A 17,942-nucleotide genomic window follows, 5' to 3' on the forward strand; every position below is an offset into this window, starting at 1 on the left:
TTAAAAACTGATCGTAGTTTCCATTCCAAAGTAGGGAATGACCCACTCACGCGCAGTAGTCTGATCCTTTTGGAGGTATTTAGGGGATATGTCAATTATATTATCCACAAAGAACGAAAGGCGCATATGCTCACCCAACTGTTTTGTTCCTTTGAAGCTCATCCGTACAGAAATTGGCTTGACATTCGCCCTATAGTACAAATCATCCAGGGACATATTGAGGTAGCGAAGAGGCGATGCGGGATCGCGCATCGCGGCGATTTCTTTATCTCCTACCGGTGTTCGATTACCATCCCTATCCATCAGCTCGTATGGAAAGGCACTTTGTTCTCGTCCGTAGTATGATTTCTCAAACCAGATAACTTGAAAAAAGTTGGTAAGAATAACGCCCCACTCTGGAATGTGCGTTGTAGCCCACAGATTGGTATTCAAACGATGAAAATGACGATGATTCCCTTTTCCGTAGATACCCACATAAGGGAATTTTTCCCCGAACTCAATTACCTCGGGACGATACATAACCGGTATGGCTGAGGCATAGAGCGTATGGTAGTATGCACCATTCAGCTCAAAGCGTGTGCGGATAGCTTTGTAATACGGGGTACGGAAACGGAACTCTACCCCCTGCTTCACTGTTCGCTCTGAGTTTTGTACAGTAGCAAGCGATGTAAAGTCTTTTAGCACATCCTCATGGAAGTTTTCCTTTACGGGACGCACATTTGGCGGTAAAACACCGCCTATGGGACGTTTGTACACAGGATAGGCAATAGGATAATATGCCCCCGAATAGGCATAACCGTTATTCATATCTTCCCGGAAGACGGTTAGCGCCAAAGTGTACTCTTTATAGGATAAATCAAGCCCAATCTCCTTCTTTTCATTGCGCATCGCCTTTAGGTCGGGATTGGATGGATTATGCCGAATGGCATAAGTCATCAGATGATCGAGCTCCGGGTTACTGTAATAGGCATTGAGTGACGAAAAGAAGCGATAGGCATAGTCCGGATAGAGGTAATCACCGGTCGGGAGCTTGTGCGCTATGCCGTAGCCAAGCCGAATGGCGGTAGAGAAACCGGTGGGAGCGGTATAACTCCACGACAGACGGAGTCTCGGATCGAGCAGAATCTTATGAGCCAATGCATAGTTTTGTGGCAAATTAAGCATCTGCGTGGCTCGTAGCCCCAATGTGCTTTCAATACGATGTTTGCCCATGGGAATGAAGATTCTATCCTCAATATAAGCAGCTATGTGCGAAAGCGCCGGAATAGAATAATTGGGACGAGGCCATACGAATGTATTATCCCCCGGATAGGGCGGACGCGAAAGATCCATTACAGCACCACGTCCCAGGTTTTTTGCTACTGAATAAAAGATACCGTAGCGCACGGATTGTTGCAGTGGCGCAAACCATGGTAGAGCAGTTTCAGCCGAAAGATGCGTTTGGAAAGTCAGCGGTTGGTTATCGATTTTGTAAAAAGCATAGTACGAAGTGGGCAAAAACTCCCCCTCTTGCAACCCCATTTCTCTACTCATCGGCATAAAAGCAGGTCCTTGACCCGATATGTATAGATATTTACGATCCAAAAGATCATAAGTATAATCCAAAGTACACCGCCATGACAAGGAGCGGAAGATATTCGATTGTGGCGTCCATAACGCATTCGTTACCAGTGTGGTACGGTAGTACTTTGTGTTGTAACGCTCATCCCGTTCCTCAATCAACTCGTCCGTGCGGCTATTTTGTATTGAAGCGGTTTCATGTAAAGTAGCCGTTAGGTCAAGACGTCCGCCACTATCGCCCAAATCTCTGTGAAAAGCATACGCAAATTGAGCGGTAGCACGCGTATAACGCTCCAACTTTTCGCGCGGATCACTTCTGTAGTCCACCACATCGGCACCGGCGTGAAGGCTACTATAACCACTCTTTCCGAGCGAAAATCCTTTACCCAAATAGGCTAACTTATAGAGCGGATCCACTTTTACACGCCCCTCCCACGGCGTAACCCCTCGTTTAGGATGCAATTTGATAGCTCCGCTGCTCAAATTACCTTCCGATGCCGAACTGATTCCCTGCTCAATGTCAATCCGATCGTAGTGATTCGTTGAGAGCGTGCGCAAGTCAATTCCAGAGTTTAGAGCGCTTCGCCTTGTGACTATTCTATCCGGCAAAAAAGAGGAAAAACGGCTGGAGCCGGTCAACCCCTGCATCTGTACACGAGTAGCGTCGTTAGTAATGGGTGCTCCGTCCAACATAATTGCCGTACCTAACGAACTGTTATCGTCCTGACCGACTTGCCTGTTGCTGACTCCTTTGAATACACCTATTCCCGGGGTCGTGGTTACAGCTCCCGGCAAAAGAAGCAATATATCTTTGAGAGAAACCGGTTGTATATGTTGCATTGCTTCCTGCTCAATTACCACCTCGCTCTTATTTTTGCGGTATTGCCCCAGTACCTCCACCTCAGGAAGCTCTATATTAAGCGGTTGGAGGTATATACGCCTTTCCTCCATCTTATGCACTGGAACAGTACAACTATACGGAGCAAAACCAACACAACGCACTATTAGTGTGTAGGTTCCCTCCCGATTTAGGGGCAACGAGAAGCGTCCTTCCGCATCACAAACCGCGCCCTGCCCGGTTTCGGCAATACCAACCGTTGCCCATCCTACGGGGTCTTTGGTTTTGGCATTGTATACCACACCCATCACTCCTTTGCGAAGGGGCGGTGCTTCTTCCTTAGGAGCGGCACAAAAGCCCCATAGGAAAAAGCCTAAGTATAGGGTAATAAACAGCGGAAATATTCTGTGATGCATGGAAAGCTATAAGATTTTTGCGTAAAACTGAAAACGGGAACGGGAAAACCGTTCTCTTACGTATAACGAATATGAAAGAATTGCACTCTTTCCCCACTACACTTTGCCTAACAACAAAGAGTAAGGGGAAAGCGTGCACTGAACGATGTTATTTCTTTGGATATGCGTTTTGTCCTTTAACGCGTTCGTAATCGTTCGTTGAATTGTTAGTATCTATCCAATGGGTTCTACCATTGCGCATTTCTGTTTTACGATGCGCCAATTGCTGACGATGGCATCCGGTTACGAAAAAGTTACCCTGATCAACTGTAACGGGCAGAGCTCTGGTTTTGAATTGTCCCTCACAACCTGTTTCAACTCCATCCAAAATCATATCCGTAGGTATCGTATAGAAGTTATGCAACTTACCGTTTTTATCTTTTACCTGCATAATATGTTGTTGCAAGAATGTCTTAACATCGCCCTTTATCTTAAAGAGGCACGGAGGCCAAAACCCACGAGGATGAGCAATAGCTGTACCGGAGAAGGCATCGACAATGATATTGAGATTGGGAACATCCGGATTATCTGTATCGGTAACCTTATATCCGTTCGGAAGTTCGGCATCGGGGAAAACAAGCTCAAAGTCGGCTCCGGAAAGGTCTACTGAATTGGGTTGATCCTCCGTGTGATGGTTAATAGCCGTTGCGGCAATAATGACGTATTTACCCGGTTCCAAGGGATAATCCTTGCCGTTTCCGGGAATCTGATAGATGCAACTCAGTGGCAATTCATTCTTTTCCATAAGAAATTTGCTCCAAGGGGTCTCCGGCTGCGGATTGCCATGTGCGGTGAGTCCATAGCAAAGTCCATCGAGATACTCTATTTTATCTCCATTATTCACTACCATAAAATATTGGTCCGGATGCATCATTTGGGAATTAGTTTCGCCATTAAAGAAAATGTCACCAAATATGAGATGACACGCTTCATCCGTAACAGGAGGTTCACCGAGGCGTAGCGGTAGTGTCAGGCTCATCGCTTCCTTAACTACTACACTTTCTTTTTTTCCTATAATGGCACGCTTATCTGCGGTTTCGCCGGATACGGAAAAGTTGTATGTACCAGCATCCAACATAATTTCCGCAGAAAGACTCTTTTTATCGACATCTTGCTTTGTTTCCTTAAGCGTACGCATATCAGTTACAGTAAGCGTAAGGGTTTCGGGGTCAACCTTTTCGGAAAACTCCATTTTCAGGGTTACCTTGCATTGTTTCGCTGTTTCGCCACCGCCTTTCGGCTCCTGTTTACAGCTTACCGCTAAAAGGAGGGAGATTGCGCTAAGCAAAAGGGCGTGAAGAATAGATTTTGATGTTTTCATTTTCATTTTAGATTCGATTTTTTCTGTTCTTTTTTTCTGTTCTTTTTTCTTATGTATACTTTGTTTGGAAAGGGATTCGCTTTTCCCTTACCAATTATTTTGCAAAGGTAGGAGCTTATAAAGCGCTTAAAAAACGATATTTTTAGGTATTTCGCACCTTTTTATTTACTCAAATATGGCTACACAACACTGCTTTTTACCGTTCCCGAAATGGCGCAACATCCTTTTGCGCCAAGTATAGGAAATTTGCTAACTTTGTACTTTGTAACAAGAAGAAAAGAAGAAATAGCAAACCAAATGAATAGCTCAGTTAAAAGAGAGGAGCCGCTGAGAGCGGTGATCACGATAGAAATAACGTCTGACGATTATAAAGACGAGTATAAAACGCGTCGCAATAAATTAGCACGCGATGCTAAGTTCCCCGGATTCCGCCCAGGTAAAGTCCCTACCTCTCTTATTGAAAAGCGTTTTGGCGCCGGCTTGAAAGCAGAAGTAGTCAACGACACCCTCAATAAGGAGCTTATGCGACTCGCTGATGAAGAAAAGCTACACCTCTTCGGACAACCATTGTTAATCAATGAGAAAGAGCTTTCTTTTGATGCAGATCCTATTACATTTATCTTCCATGCGGCACTGCGTCCGGAAGTAAATATACCATTGGATAAATCAATTGAACTTCCCTACTATACAAGCACTGTTTCCGAAGCTTCAATAGATAGGGAAGATCAGCGTCTTCGCGACCGCAATCGCAATCAAATCAATCCGGAGAGCGTTTCTGTAGAGGCTAAGGATATGCTAATCGGTAAGCTGACAGAAGTAGAACCGGAAGAGGGACAAGAGCCGGTAGTGGTTGAAAAGACTTACCTTATGCCCTCTATGATGAAAAACAAAGCGAGTGAGGCTTTTGAAGGTAAGAAAGTTGGCGACATCGTTCGTTATAATCCCTTTAATGCAGCCGAGGGCAATGAGCAAGAGCTTGCCTCTACCCTTCGCCTTGATAAAGAAAAGGCAGTAAACCATAAGGGTGACTTCGATTTCACAATAGAAGAAATCTCTCGTTCAATAGCTCCTGAGTTAGGCGAAGAGTACTATAAGAAGTGCTTTGGGGAGAGTACCGATATAAAGGAAGAGACATCCTATCGTAATAAGTTGAAAGAGCTAATTGAGGAAAGCCAAAAAGAACGTGCCAATACCATATTTGAGAATCAACTTCAAGAAGTATTGAAAGAGCGCTTGGGTAACCCCGAATTAGATAAAGAAACACTTATGAAGGTCTTCTTCAAAGAGGAAGAACTAGAAAAGCTAAGTAAGGACGAAGTTGAGAAGCGCTATAACAACTTAACCAAGGCTCTCTTGCACACAACGTTAATTGATGAGACAGCTCGCAACAACGATATAAAAGTAGAGCAAGAGGAAATAAGTAAATACATTGCCGACATGACGTGGCGTCAGCTCCTTCAATATGGAATTTCACCCGAAATGATCGGACAGTTTGGACAAGACTTTCTAAAGCGTAATTTGGAAAATGAGGAGATGATCTACAATGCTCACTACTCTGTACTAAGTCGCAAACTAGCAGAAGCAGCCAAAGAACGTATAAGCGTAAAGGAAGAGTCACTTAGCGAAGAGGATTTCGAGGCTAAATTCAACGAGATCCTTGCAGCTCAAGCAGCTGAAGAAGAAGAGCAGAAGACTCAAGAAGAGCAGACTGAAAAGATTGACAATTAGTATATCGTTCCCACTGGATTATAGTTATGGGCATTTCCTATGACTATGTACAGAGGGGAAGCTCTATACAAAAGCCCCACAGGTGTCTTTTAAAGATCCTGAGGGGCTTCGCTCTTCAAATAGGATCTATGTTATGGATCCAAATTCTCTTTTGGGAAGCCCCTACACATTTCTCCGAGCGAGGGGCTAGAGCATCCGACAAAAGTCTCTAAATAGAGGTAATATTGCTATCTTTGCTTCGTAAAAACAGATAAAGAACCGAGAGCAAATGACCAGAGAGGCATATTTGGTAGCGGAGCACGTTGTGAAACGCTACGCAAAGCATTTGGCATTGGATGATGTATCCATACAAGTGCACCGGGGAACTGTCTTTGGACTATTAGGACCCAACGGAGCCGGTAAAACGACACTTATCCGAATTATCAATAGAATCACCGCTCCTGACTCAGGTAAAATTTACCTGGATGGGAAGCCATTCAGTACTGCTGACGTGGCCCGCATCGGGTATCTTCCAGAAGAGAGAGGGCTCTATCGCAAAATGAAAGTTGGTGAACAGGCCATCTACTTGGCACGCCTTAAAGGAGTAGACAAAGCAACAGCCACAAAACGCCTACGCGAGTGGTTTGAAAAGTTTGATATCAACGACTGGTGGAACAAAAAAGTAGAGGAACTGAGTAAAGGGATGCAACAGAAAGTGCAATTTATTTGCACCGTTATCCATGACCCCGACTTACTTATTTTTGACGAACCCTTTAGTGGCTTTGACCCTGTGAACGCGGAGTTACTAAAGCGCGAGATACTTGCTCTAAGAGATAGAGGAAAGACGGTTATCTTTTCCACACACAATATGCAATCAGTGGAAGAACTCTGTGATGATATAGCTCTGATCAACCATTCAAAAGTTGTGCTGAGCGGCCAAGTATCTGAAGTAAGAGAGCAATTCGGTAAGGGAATTATCAATGTAATACTCCGTTGTAGTACACCGCTGACAGATGAAGAACTATCTGCTTTCGTTGTGCGAGAAAAGAAGTTTGAAGGAGATAAACAAACGCTTCGAATAGAACGAAACAGAGAGCAAAGCAACCGTTCAATCATTGAGGCTCTACCGACTCGCTGTGAAATACAACTCTTTGAGGAAGAGATTCCTTCGATGAATGATATCTTTATTTCTACAGTAGAACAACAAAAGGAGATAGTAAGATGAAGAGAGGAAATAAAATAGGTATTGTCATTGGGAGAGAATTCAATACTCGTGTAAGGAAACGCTCCTTCATTGTTGTAACTTTGATTGTTCCTATTCTGATGATTGCTTTAATCGCATTACCCATCTTTTTAGGAATGCTAAGCATAGGAAAAGAAAAGATCGCTGTTATAGACCATACAAACGAACACTACGCGAGCGTTCTGCAGGGAAATAGCGACTACAGCTTTGTAGAAACGCAATACACCCTTGAAGAACTGCAGAAAACAGAATTGAATGGTGAAGAGGACTTTACCGGAGTACTCGTCATTGATAATGATCTTGTCACTCACCCGGATGCTATTGCTTTGTATTCATATAAGCAGATGCCGGCTACTTTGACCGGGTATATCACCGACAAGCTCTCTGAGCACGTATCAGATCTCAAATTAAAGGCTTATGAGACAAGCGATATAGAGCAAATCGTAGCAGATATTCGCTTCACCCTATCCATACCTACCTACCGATGGAAAGAAAATGGAGAGATACAGCGTTCAAGTGGTACAATGGCCGGTATAATCGGTATGATTTTCGCATTTGTTAGCTTCTACTTTATTTCTTCATTCGGCGGTTCTGTCATGAACGGAGTAATGGAGGAAAAGAAGAATCGTATAATGGAGGTAATGGTTTCAAGTGTTAAGCCCTTTGACCTCATGGCTGGCAAAATATTGGGAATAGGATTAGTTGGATTACTCCAAATGCTACTATGGATTGCCTTTGGAGGTCTATTACTATTCATACTGATGCTAATCATGGTGGGTTCTGCAGTAGATTTAAGCTCCTTAGTAACGATGCAACAGGCTGATATCACCGGTATGGCGGCTGGGATGGGAGCTGATAGTTTCAAAGAGTTACAGGATTCTATTAGCATTCTCTCTTCAGTCAACTTCCCACACTTGATATTGATGTTCATTCTTTTCTTTGTTGGGGGCTATCTGCTTTTTGCAGCTCTCTTTGCAGCCCTTGCTGCTTCTGTATCAAATGACGAAGATAGTGCACAATTCATTATGCCGGTGATGATACTGCTAATGTTCGGTTTCTATGCCGGTTTTGGTAGCATCAATAATCCTGAGGGGCCACTCGCTATATGGTGCTCCTTTATACCTTTTACCTCACCGGTTGTGATGCTTGTACGCATACCTTTTGGAGTGCCTATCTGGCAACAAATACTAAGTGTACTGATACTATACGGCACTGCATGGCTTATTGTCTGGCTTAGTGCACGCATATATCGGATTGGAATACTTATGTACGGCAAGAAGCCAACCTTGAAAGAGATAGGTAGATGGATCTCCTATAAGTAAAACACCTACAAACTATTGAATATGGACGCAATAACGCTCTTTGGCAAAAAGTTTGTACCCTATATCACTGCAGAGGAAATAGAAGTACAGATTGCTCGCTTGGCTAATGAGATAAGAAAAGATGTAGCGGATCGCGATTGCCTTTTCGTATGCATTATGAATGGGGCTTTCATGTTTGCTTCGGAGCTAATGAAGCAAATTGATATTCCGGCAGAAGTGGGCTTTGCACGCTACTCAAGCTATCAAGGGCTTCATTCATCAGCTTCTCTAAAGGAGATTATGCCTCTTGGAATACCGGTAAAGGGTCGAACCGTGATTATAATAGAAGATTTGATTGATACAGGGTATACGATGGCATGCCTCAAAAAGAAGTATCTTGATGAAGGGGCTGAAGAAGTACGTATAGCCGCTATGCTAATCAAGCCGGAAGCCTTGACTAATGTGGTCACTTGCGACTATGTGGGATTAGAAATTGAGAATAAATTCATAGTAGGGCATGGACTTGACTTCGATGGTCGAGGCAGAATGCTAAAAGACATATACCAAATAGAAGAATAAATATATGATTAATCTAATACTTTTTGGGCCTCCGGGTAGTGGTAAAGGTACGCAAGGAAAGTTTATTCAAGAACGATATAAACTCTGTACTATTTCTATGGGGGATATACTCCGCAATGAGATTGCTTTGGGTACCGACCTAGGCATAACGGCAAAATCCTATATGGACAAGGGCAACCTGGTGCCGGACGAGGTCGTTGTGGGGATTATTGAGCACACCATGGAACAAAAGAAGGATTGCTCAGGATTCCTTTTTGATGGATTCCCCAGAACAGTTGCTCAAGCAAAAGCTTTGGATACGATGATGCACCACCATGGTATTCAAGTAAGTGCGCTGCTTGAATTAGATGTTCCTGAAGAAGAGTTGGTAAAGCGTTTACTCCTCCGAAAAGAAATTGAAGGGCGTAGTGACGATAATATTGATACTATTAATAATCGTCTGACCGTTTATCGCACACAAACAGCTCCCATCGCTGACTACTATCGTAAGCAGGGCCTGCATCACTTGATTCAAGGGACCGGAAAAGTAGAGGAAATCACAGAACGCCTATATAACGCAATCGATAAATTATAGTGGCTGCTGAAGGCAATTTTGTAGATTGGGTTAAGATATATTGTCGGAGTGGCAGGGGAGGAAACGGCTCTGCACACTTCCGGCGAGAGAAATATATCCCCAAAGGAGGTCCGGATGGAGGTGACGGAGGTGACGGAGGTGATATAGTATTGCATGCTAATCGCAATTATCATACGCTCATACATCTGCGTTACAATCGACATATATTCGCACCGGATGGAGCTTCCGGTTCCGGAGCTCTAAAAACAGGTGCTTCCGGTAAGCGGATTGTTATTGAAGTACCGGTAGGTACAACCGTTCACGATGCTACGACCGGGGAATTTATTCTTGAAGTTACTGAGCACGATCAGGAGGCACTTCTCTTAAAAGGGGGCAAGGGAGGCAAAGGCAATACTCACTTCAAGAGCGCGACCAACCAAGCTCCTCGTTACGCACAACCCGGAGGAAAAGCAGAAGAAAAAGAGCTAATTCTTCAAATTAAGACTTTAGCTGATGTGGGGCTTGTAGGAAAGCCTAATGCCGGCAAATCCACTCTTCTTTCGTCAGTAAGTGCCGCCAAACCTAAAATTGCAGATTATCCTTTTACTACGTTAGTACCTAGCGTAGGTATTGTGGCTGTTCGTGATGGGCTCTCCTTAGTTATGGCGGATATCCCCGGTATTATAGAGGGAGCTGCCGAAGGACGTGGCTTAGGACTTCGTTTTTTAAGACACATTGAGCGCAACAGCCTGCTTCTGTTCGTTATTCCAATTGACACAGAGCACATTGGAGAAGAATTTAAGTTACTTCACGAGGAGATTGTAAAGTACAATCCGGGAATGGCAGACAAACGAGCTATTTTGGCTATTTCTAAATGCGACTTAGCAGATGAAGAGCTCATCAGCCTTGCTGAAAGCGAATTGCCTAAAGGACTTCCCCACTGCTTTATCTCTTCTGTAACCGGCTATGGACTTACGGAGCTAAAGGACTTGCTGTGGAGTGAGCTACAGCGCGAGCTTCCTTATGACAATAGCGAAATGGTGCGGCAGGATATTTCTGTGGAGGCCCTAACGGGAGAAGAGCAACAGGAACAAACTACGACTGATGCAGAGGGTGAGGAAGATGAGCTAATGGATATAGCTTGGGATGAAGATATCATGAAAGACATTGGTCTTGAGTAATACTACTACATGACACACCATCTAACTATTGATCCTCACTTCGCTACCCTCGTACCTCACTTTGCCATGGCAATGATAGAGGCGCAGGTTGCAAATACACCCTACTCAATTGAGCTTCAACGCGAAATAGACCGAGAAGTAGCTCATATAGCTCTTACACAGACTATGGAGAGCATCAAGCAGATGGAGTCTATTCACTTCACCCGCAATGCCTATAAAATACTGGGAAAGGATCCCAATAGATACCGCCCGGCAGCAGAGCAGCTTCGCCGCCGTATTGTCAATAAAAAAGGACTTTATACAATTAATGCCATAGTAGACTTAGGCAACTTGCTTTCTCTCATTACAGGTTTTTCTATGGGGCTGTTTGATGCGCCATCGGTAGGAAGGGATGTAGTGATGAGAGTGGGCACCAATGCAGACCAATTTGAGGGTATCGGACGTGGAGAGCTGAATGTAGAAGGCTTGCCTCTATATTGCGATAAGCAGGGCCCTTTTGCCAATCCGACAAGTGATTCGGAGCGAACCAAAGTAAAGAATAATACAAGCGAATTACTTCTATTTATTAACTCATTTACCCCATCGGAACAAAATGCCAAAGAGGCTCTCATTGAGGCTACTGAGCTTACTATCTCTATGCTGAAACGCTTTCTTAACGCAAAAGAGATCGTTTCACAATACCATTCTGCAAAAGAAACATTACTTTTGTCTTAGAAGAAGTAAGAACTGTAAAAAAAGAGAATAGAATCATGATTTCAGTAAATAACATTGGCGAGAGTGCCGGCATCGTGTGGAATGCCCTTAACGATCTGGGCAAGCTTGATATTAAGCAATTAAAAAAGGCAACAAAGCTACGCACCGACAAGGAGCTATTTGCTGCCATCGGCTGGTTAGCTAAAGAAGGAAAGCTTTGCTTTGAAGAAAGTGAAGATGGCACAACGCTTATCACGCTCTGCTATTAAGCAACTCAAAATACTGCCTCTTTTACATTCGCTAAGCAAGTTTTCCCAGTCGCAGCTGCTTTCAAAGAAAAAGAATAAGTAATACTACCCTGCTTTTTCTCTGCATCAAAACGATGTAAGGGGAAGTTCAATTTCCACGCAAGAAATGTTCTGATCTTTCAACTGAAACATCTATATCTTTTATACAATAGATCTATATCTTTCGAGTGATAGATATAGATCTTTTTTATGCGCTACTATAGCAGCACGCGGGAGGAACTACATAAAAAGCCCTGATATCAGCGTTCAAAATATGTAATAAGCCTACTTTTTAGCTTGGGGGTATTGCATTTCTTTTTTCTTTTTGTACCTTTGCATCACGCTTTCAGAAAAGCGACTCTGAAAGAGTGTCGGCGAGATAGCTCAGCTGGTTAGAGCGCATGATTCATAATCATGAGGTCGAGGGTTCAAGTCCCTCTCTCGCTACAGCTAGGAAACAGCATTTGTACTGAGATCAGGCTCCTCTCTGCAAGGGGCTTGATTTTTTTTGTAACTACGAGTATCCTATTGCTGATTATTTTTAGTGTACTCTCTCCTCCTTATTTAGGCTGTTATATACAGACCCCTTTGGGGGAAAATGAGCCTTTTGCTAGGCTTCTGCTTTTTTGAAGTGCGATAAGGCATTGAACGTCCAATCCAACATTTTCAGTAGTATTCCCATCTAGTTGGGCAGCAATAAAAGAAAAAGTTTCTATTATTCATCTTTTTCATCTGTGGGTTGGCTAGTGATTTACTATCTTTGTAAGACTGAATAAAAAAATGAGTTGGTGGCAAAAAATAAAAAGGAATAGCGAACAAGGCATTCCGAAAGGCTTGGAGGATGAATTAAAGCAACGTAGCAATTTATGGCATCGTTGTAAGAACTTCATCAATACTCATTGGTGGATTATGTATGCCACTGCCGCATTTATTTTCATTCTTTTTTCTTTAATCTTGGGACCTGATAGTTTGCCGGTTCAAATGGATCACAAAAAGCGCATAAGCACTTTGGAGCATAACTTAAAAGAGGCTCAAGAGGCTTTCCAAAGAGACAGTATACGTTTAGAGGGAGTTCAAAACAGCGATTTGGACGAATTAGAGCGAATTGCTCGCGAACGCTTCAAAATGAGGCGTGCAAATGAACTAATATTTCTTCTGGAAGACACAACCGGAATCTCAACAAAGCAATGAAGCAACAAAGCATTCTTAAAAACACTCTGTACATAGTGGGTTGCCTTCTCCTATTAGGCGGGTTGGTGCTAACTATCTTTATACCACAGAGAGTTTTTTCCGGCTGGCTCATTACAATTGGAGCCGTCTGCTACATTATATCTTGGTTTATGAAACGAAGAGAGTCGAAAGATGCTACTACGAATAAGACTACGAATAAGGCCAAGTCACTACGCTACAAACGCTGGATCTCAATGGCCATTCTGAGTGGTTTTTTCTGGCTCATAACAGGTATCTTATTACTCTCTAGCGACTCCCCTTGGTCGGTATGGGCGATTATGGGCTTTATTTTCTATGCCTATAGTAACATTTGCCTGGCCTACAGGAAATAGTAAATCTATGAAGAGACAGCCACATCATAGCAATACCCGTAGGAGGGAGTGCCTTTACAGTATTACCGCAGAGGCACCTACCACGCTGATAGATCTCCTTCTAGATATACGACCATCCCTAAGCCGTAGCCGCATCAAACAGCTTCTAAGCCGCCGTTGTGTAACTATAGGCAAAGAACCCATTGTACAATTCAATACACCTATTTCTAAGGGAACTATCGTTGAGGTGTATAATATAGGCTTTCCGATGCCTTTCTCCCATCCGCTGGCTAAAGAGCTTTGGAGAGACAAGTACTTTATTCTAATAGAAAAAAGAGCCGGACTGCCCACCATTGCAAAAGGAGGAATGCAAGGAGATACTCTATTTCGTCTGCTTGCTGCCCACGAAAAGGCAGATAACTCAAGAGCAAAAATATTCCTACTTAATAGATTGGACAGTGCTACCTGCGGACTAATTTTGTTTGCAAGGGATAGAGAGATTCAACAAGAGGTGCTTTCAAATTGGACGCGTTATATCCCGGAGCAAGTATTTGAAGCCGTTGTAGAGGGCATTGTAGAACCTGAAGAGGGCTCTATTAGATGGACGAAGGAGCAAAGTGAGAGAGTGAGTGAAGCAAAGTACTCTGTACTTTCCTACGGCCCTTGGTGCACAAAGCTCAAAATATATCTCTTGGGACGCTATAATGCACTCCGTACCGGATTAAAGGGAATGGGACACGCAATAGTTGGAGATCGACATGAAAAGGCTGTACTTGCTTACTCAGAAGGCTTAGCTCTATACCAAAAGGGAATGACCTTCGTACACCCTATTGATGGGAAGAAATATGATTTCATGGTGCAGGAACCAAAACAGTTTGACAAACTTCTACAAAGAAGACTAACACAAAAACAACGAACTACCATAGCTATTATTGAAGCTGAAAAAGAGAAATTAAATCAACGACTCAATTCAAATGAAGCATAAACTAATATTTTTCACACTCTTACTGAGCACTTACTGCATACCCACATTACTCAGTGCACAGCTCTATGATGATGTGATCAAGTGGAGTGCCAAGATAGAGGACTCCGGAGCCGCTGAAAAGACACTTGTTCTAACCGCAACGATTGAGAACGGGTGGCATATGTATGATCAGAATCTTCCTGAAGGAGGTCCCAACTCAACCGAATTCTTATATACTAAACTAATCGGAGCTCAAAAAATAGGAGAGGCTGTATCGGACGAAGTACCGGAAAATGCCTTTGACAAACAGTTTAATATGAACCTCAGGTGGTTTAGCCACAAGGCAACTTTCCGGCAGAAACTTCAAGTCACTAATGCTGACAGCTTTGCCTTAGTGGTTGAAACGAGAGCTCAAGCCTGCAATGATGAGACTTGCCTTGCTCCTTCAGGAGAGACATTTTCGTTTGGTGCAACCACCGCTTCCAATTCGGAAGAACAGCAGCAGCCGGCAGGGGAATTATCATTTCAGAGTCTCAGCGATACAGACAACACGCTTGGAGCTATTTACGAGCCTGTAACGGATGTACTGAAAGCTTATGGAGATGTATCCATGAAACAGGCAAATAGTTCCCTCCTGATGATCTTTTTATTCGGTTTCTTGGGAGGATTCATTGCCCTGCTCACACCGTGCGTTTGGCCTATGATTCCTATGACCGTCAGCTTCTTTCTTAAAAGGACGAAAAAGAGAAAAGAGGCTATTAGGGATGCAATGGTATATGGGCTTGCCATTATAGTGATATACTTAGTGCTCGGCCTGGCTATTACGCTTATTTTTGGTGCAAGTGCCCTCAATAGTCTTTCCACAAATGCCTTTTTCAACCTAATCTTTTTTGCCCTATTAATCTTCTTTGCTGTTTCCTTCTTCGGAGCCTTTGAGATAGTGCTACCCTCTCGATGGACCAATCGAATGGATAGTAAATCAGATTCAACAAGAGGAATTCTAAGTATTTTCTTTATGGCCTTTACACTAGTACTGGTTTCTTTCTCCTGTACAGGGCCTATTATCGGCACTCTACTTGTACAAGCTGCTTCAATGGGGGAAATACTTGGTCCGGCTATTGGCATGCTCGGGTTTGCCATTGCTCTAGCCCTCCCATTTTCACTCTTTGCTATCTTCCCAAATTGGCTGCAAAGTATGCCAAAAAGTGGAGGATGGCTCAATTCAGTAAAGGTGGTAATGGCTTTCTTAGAATTGGCTCTCTCGCTAAAGTTCCTCTCCGTTGCAGATTTAGCATACGGATGGGGAATATTGGATAGAGAGACATTCTTAGCATTATGGATTGTTATCTTCTTTCTCCTTGGTGTCTATTTATTGGGCAAGATACGCTTCCCACATGATACCCCATTAGAAAAGATTGGTGTAGGAAGATTCTTTTTAGCCGTTATTTCTTTATCCTTTGCTGTATACATGGTTCCGGGCCTTTGGGGCGCTCCCCTAAAAGCCATCAGTGCCTTCTCCCCACCTCCCTATACACAAGACTTTAATTTGTACAATGGCTTTGTGCATGCCAAATACGATGACTATGAAGAGGGTATGCGCTATGCGGCAAAGGTCGGTAAGCCGGTACTAATTGACTTCTCAGGCTATGGCTGTGTTAACTGCCGTGAGATGGAAAATAACGTTTGGATTGATCCGGGCGTAAAAAAGATCTTGGAAGAAGATTACGTATTAATCACCCTTATGGTTGATGACAAAACAGCTCTTCCCGAGCCTATCACAGTAAATGATGCCGGCAAGACTCGTGTACTGCGAAATATAGGCGATAAGTGGAGCTACTTCCAAAGGACTAAATTCGGAGCAAGCTCTCAGCCTTTCTACGTGCCTATTGATAACAATGGAGTACCACTTGGGGCCTCCTACAAACGCGACTTAAGTATTGAACGCTATACCACCTTCCTTCGTGAAGGATTAGCGGAATACAAAATGAGGACTGAGCAAAACAAGCCCATACCGGGAAGAGATAATGACAAGTAAGGCAAATAAACTTGAAGCTTTTGCACGCTTATTAGATGTGCTGGATATGCTTCGCAGCTTTTGTCCATGGGACAAAAAGCAGACCAATGAATCGCTTCGTACCAACACAATAGAGGAGGTTTACGAGCTATCCGAAGCTTTACTAAATAAGGAAGATAAAGAGATCAAAAAAGAGCTGGGAGATGTGCTACTGCATGTACTCTTCTACTCTAAGATTGGTGAAGAGCAGGGAGCTTTTGATATTGCAGATGTTTGTAACACGTTATGTAATAAACTAATCTTCCGTCATCCACATATTTACGGCACGTCTCAGGTTGATACGGCAGAGGCTGTAGTCAGTCAGTGGGAGCGAGTCAAGCAGGTGGAGAAAGGAGGAAATAAAACGCTCCTTAGTGGTGTACCTCAGTCCCTCCCCTCCTTGGTAAAAGCCTATCGGATCAGTGAAAAGGCTGCTGCAGTAGGATTTGATTGGGAAAAGCGTGATGATGTATGGGACAAGGTAGCAGAAGAACGTAAAGAGTTTGAAGCTGCCGTGAGCGAGGGTAATCCAGATGCCATGGAAGAGGAATTCGGAGATTGGCTCTTTGCTTTGGTGAACGCGGCACGCCTTTATGGGATTAATCCTGATAGTGCCTTAGAGCGCACTAATCGCAAGTTTACCAATCGCATCGGTTATATTGAAGCGCAGGCAAAAGCACAAGGAAAAAAGCTGGGCGACCTCACTTTAGATGAGATGGAAGCATTATGGCAGGATGCAAAAAAACTGGAACATCACAGCAACTAATAACTGATAGAGCCTGCCCAATTTGTGGAGGACAGGACTACATACTTTTAGAAGAAATCTGTGATCAGCTTGTATCCGGTCAATTGTTTCCTCTTCTACGCTGCCGAGATTGCGGACTGATTATTACAGGCAACGCGCCCAAAAAGGAAGAACTTGGACACTACTATCGAAATAAGGCTTATGTATCGCACAGCAATACAAATCAAGGCCTTATCAATAAGCTGTACCATTATATCCGCCATTTCACTCTGAAAAGAAAATACCATCTTATCAAAAGGCTCACCAATGGAAGAAAAGGGATCAGCCTGCTTGATGTAGGAGCAGGTACAGGACATTTTGCAGCACTTATGAAAAAGAAAGGGTATGCTGTATCTTGTGTTGAACAAGATTCAGAGGCGCGGCTTTTTATGGAGCATAATTTTTCTCTTAGCTCATCCCCCTACTTAAATGATATTTCCATACCGGTTGCCAGCCAAGATGTGATCACTCTTTGGCATGTATTAGAACATATTCCGGATTTGGAAAATCATTTTTCTCTTTTTCGTAAGCTTCTCACTGCCGAAGGGTTTCTTATCTTAGCGCTTCCTAACCCATCCGGCTATGATGCTGCACACTATGGAAACGATTGGGCTGCCTACGATGTTCCGCGGCACTTATGGCACTTTTCTCCGGAATTAATATGTAGATTGGCAGAGAAAGAGGGCTTTACCCTTGTAGAAAAGCATATTATGCCTTTCGATGCCTACTACATTGCACTACTTAGCGAGCAACGTTGCAACAATAAGGGTCTCAGCTGTTACGTCAAAGCATTTACAATTGGCTTGAAAACCAACCTTAAAGCGAGACGACAGTCAAGCTATGCAAGTGCACTAACCTACGTCTTTAGACTGACATAGATGG

At 43.4% G+C, this 17,942-nt stretch carries 16 protein-coding genes and 1 tRNA gene; 15 read left to right on the forward strand and 2 right to left on the reverse strand.

Annotation, left to right across the window (positions count from 1 at the left end; translation table 11 throughout):
* Together ACLWMH_RS04145 and ACLWMH_RS04150 are read right to left on the reverse strand one after the other, a co-directional pair.
* Positions 1-2,814, reverse strand: a complete 2,814-nt coding sequence (locus ACLWMH_RS04145; protein WP_411915483.1) for a TonB-dependent receptor — start codon at positions 2,812-2,814, stop codon at positions 1-3.
* A 148-nt stretch (positions 2,815-2,962) separates the two neighbouring features.
* Positions 2,963-4,174, reverse strand: a complete 1,212-nt coding sequence (locus ACLWMH_RS04150; RefSeq protein WP_411915484.1) for a DUF4876 domain-containing protein — start codon at positions 4,172-4,174, stop codon at positions 2,963-2,965.
* A 297-nt stretch (positions 4,175-4,471) separates the two neighbouring features.
* On the opposite strand from ACLWMH_RS04150, the gene ACLWMH_RS04155 reads away from it, so the two are divergent.
* The 15 genes from ACLWMH_RS04155 (at position 4,472) to ACLWMH_RS04225 (ending at position 17,938) form a co-directional block, all read left to right on the forward strand.
* Entirely contained in the window at positions 4,472-5,902 is a 1,431-nt protein-coding gene (locus ACLWMH_RS04155) for a trigger factor (protein WP_411915485.1), read from the forward strand.
* A 268-nt stretch (positions 5,903-6,170) separates the two neighbouring features.
* Positions 6,171-7,106 (forward strand): ABC transporter ATP-binding protein, encoded by a 936-nt coding sequence (locus ACLWMH_RS04160; protein WP_411915486.1) that lies wholly within the window; start codon positions 6,171-6,173, stop codon positions 7,104-7,106.
* Positions 7,103-8,446, forward strand: coding sequence for an ABC transporter permease (locus ACLWMH_RS04165; RefSeq protein WP_411915487.1), 1,344 nt, complete (start codon positions 7,103-7,105; stop codon positions 8,444-8,446). Before ACLWMH_RS04160 ends, ACLWMH_RS04165 begins: the two co-directional genes overlap by 4 nt.
* A gap of 21 nt (positions 8,447-8,467) precedes the next feature.
* Positions 8,468-9,004: a phosphoribosyltransferase gene (locus ACLWMH_RS04170; RefSeq protein WP_411915488.1), complete on the forward strand. Its 537-nt coding sequence runs from the start codon at positions 8,468-8,470 to the stop codon at positions 9,002-9,004.
* A gap of 4 nt (positions 9,005-9,008) precedes the next feature.
* Positions 9,009-9,578 carry an adenylate kinase gene (locus ACLWMH_RS04175; protein WP_411915489.1) on the forward strand — a complete coding sequence of 190 codons (570 nt, stop codon included), beginning with the start codon at positions 9,009-9,011 and terminating at the stop codon, positions 9,576-9,578.
* The gene (gene obgE, locus ACLWMH_RS04180; RefSeq protein ID WP_411915490.1) at positions 9,578-10,738 is read left to right on the forward strand and encodes a GTPase ObgE; all 1,161 of its coding nucleotides are present in this window, start codon (positions 9,578-9,580) and stop codon (positions 10,736-10,738) included. Before ACLWMH_RS04175 ends, obgE begins: the two co-directional genes overlap by 1 nt.
* Positions 10,739-10,747: 9 nt before the next feature.
* Positions 10,748-11,452 carry a B3/B4 domain-containing protein gene (locus ACLWMH_RS04185; protein WP_411915491.1) on the forward strand — a complete coding sequence of 235 codons (705 nt, stop codon included), beginning with the start codon at positions 10,748-10,750 and terminating at the stop codon, positions 11,450-11,452.
* 35 nt (positions 11,453-11,487) lie between these two features.
* Positions 11,488-11,700, forward strand: a complete 213-nt coding sequence (locus ACLWMH_RS04190; protein WP_411915492.1) for a winged helix-turn-helix domain-containing protein — start codon at positions 11,488-11,490, stop codon at positions 11,698-11,700.
* Positions 11,701-12,091: 391 nt separating this feature from the next.
* Positions 12,092-12,165 (forward strand) — tRNA-Met (locus ACLWMH_RS04195).
* A gap of 333 nt (positions 12,166-12,498) precedes the next feature.
* Positions 12,499-12,909 carry a hypothetical protein gene (locus tag ACLWMH_RS04200; RefSeq protein WP_411915493.1) on the forward strand — a complete coding sequence of 137 codons (411 nt, stop codon included), beginning with the start codon at positions 12,499-12,501 and terminating at the stop codon, positions 12,907-12,909.
* Positions 12,906-13,280 (forward strand): hypothetical protein, encoded by a 375-nt coding sequence (locus tag ACLWMH_RS04205; protein ID WP_411915494.1) that lies wholly within the window; start codon positions 12,906-12,908, stop codon positions 13,278-13,280. The genes ACLWMH_RS04200 and ACLWMH_RS04205 overlap by 4 nt, the downstream gene beginning before the upstream one ends.
* Before the next feature lie 7 nt (positions 13,281-13,287).
* Positions 13,288-14,244, forward strand: coding sequence for a pseudouridine synthase (locus ACLWMH_RS04210; protein ID WP_411915495.1), 957 nt, complete (start codon positions 13,288-13,290; stop codon positions 14,242-14,244).
* On the forward strand, positions 14,234-16,258 hold the full coding sequence (locus tag ACLWMH_RS04215; RefSeq protein WP_411915496.1) for a protein-disulfide reductase DsbD family protein: 2,025 nt from the start codon (positions 14,234-14,236) through the stop codon (positions 16,256-16,258). Before ACLWMH_RS04210 ends, ACLWMH_RS04215 begins: the two co-directional genes overlap by 11 nt.
* Entirely contained in the window at positions 16,248-17,042 is a 795-nt protein-coding gene (gene mazG / locus ACLWMH_RS04220; RefSeq protein WP_411915497.1) for a nucleoside triphosphate pyrophosphohydrolase, read from the forward strand. Before ACLWMH_RS04215 ends, mazG begins: the two co-directional genes overlap by 11 nt.
* Positions 17,003-17,938, forward strand: coding sequence for a class I SAM-dependent methyltransferase (locus ACLWMH_RS04225; RefSeq protein ID WP_411915498.1), 936 nt, complete (start codon positions 17,003-17,005; stop codon positions 17,936-17,938). The genes mazG and ACLWMH_RS04225 overlap by 40 nt, the downstream gene beginning before the upstream one ends.
* The last annotated feature ends 4 nt before the right edge of the window (positions 17,939-17,942 follow it).

This window comes from Porphyromonas miyakawae, from assembly GCF_045865415.1.
GTDB lineage: Bacteria > Bacteroidota > Bacteroidia > Bacteroidales > Porphyromonadaceae > Porphyromonas > Porphyromonas miyakawae.